Below are 1179 nucleotides of genomic sequence, written 5' to 3'. Positions count from 1 at the left end.
GCACATGTTGACTGCCCAGGACATGCTGACTACGTTAAGAACATGATCACTGGTGCTGCTCAGATGGATGGCGCTATTCTGGTTGTAGCTGCTACCGATGGTGTTATGGCTCAGACAAGAGAGCACATCCTGCTTTCCCGTCAGGTAGGCGTACCGTACATCGTAGTATTCATGAACAAGTGCGATATGGTAGACGATCCGGAGCTGCTTGAGCTGGTTGAGATGGAGATCAGAGACCTGCTGAACGAGTACGAGTTCCCGGGCGATGACACACCGATCATCCAGGGTTCTGCTCTGAAGGCTCTTGAAGATCCGAACGGCGAGTGGGGCGACAAGATCATGGAGCTCATGGACGCTGTAGATTCCTACATTCCGGATCCGGTACGTGCTACAGATAAGCCGTTCCTGATGCCGATCGAGGACGTATTCACCATCACAGGTCGTGGTACTGTTGCTACCGGCCGTGTTGAGCGTGGTACTCTGAAACTGAACGATGAGGTTGAGATCGTTGGTATTCACGAGGAGACTCGTAAGACTGTTGTAACTGGTATCGAGATGTTCCGTAAGCTGCTTGATCAGGCTGAGGCTGGTGATAACATCGGTGCTCTGCTTCGTGGTGTTCAGAGAACTGACATCCAGCGTGGTCAGTGTCTGGTTAAACCGGGTTCTGTAAAGTGCCATAAGAAATTTACAGCTCAGGTTTACGTTCTGACAAAAGACGAGGGTGGTCGTCATACTCCGTTCTTCAACAACTATCGTCCGCAGTTCTACTTCAGAACCACTGACGTAACAGGCGTTTGTGAGTTACCGGCTGGTACCGAGATGTGTATGCCGGGCGACAACGTAGAGATGACTGTAGAGCTGATTCATCCGGTAGCTATGGAGCAGGGTCTTCGTTTCGCTATCCGTGAGGGCGGCCGTACAGTAGGATCTGGTAGAGTTGCTACTATCATTGAGTAATCAATGAATTAAACAAAGGTGCTTCTTGTATGCGCAGCAGGCAAGAAGATGTACCGTATATATATAATATAAAGTCGCTTCCAGGAAGCGCATTGTGTCCAGACGTAAGAGATACCCCGGAACCGTAAGGTTTCCGGGGTTTTTCTGTTGTTTCATAGGAAATTGCGTTCTATGAAACAACAAACGCTCCGCGAGGATGCGTACTCGCGCGAAGCAGAA

The 1179-nt window shown here is 49.9% G+C and carries 1 protein-coding gene; it reads left to right on the top strand.

Going from position 1 to position 1179, the window contains the following annotated elements; genetic code table 11:
• Positions 1–960 (top strand): elongation factor Tu (tuf, locus tag QVO97_RS00010; RefSeq protein WP_288188425.1); only part of this gene is annotated, 960 nt, incomplete at its 5' end.
• Positions 961–1179: the final 219 nt, after the last annotated feature.

Origin of the sequence: Clostridium sp. CAG:43 (assembly GCF_000434655.1) — a bacterium.
GTDB lineage: Bacteria > Bacillota > Clostridia > Lachnospirales > Lachnospiraceae > Otoolea > Otoolea fessa.
This window is presented reverse-complemented; position numbering and strand designations above follow the sequence as displayed.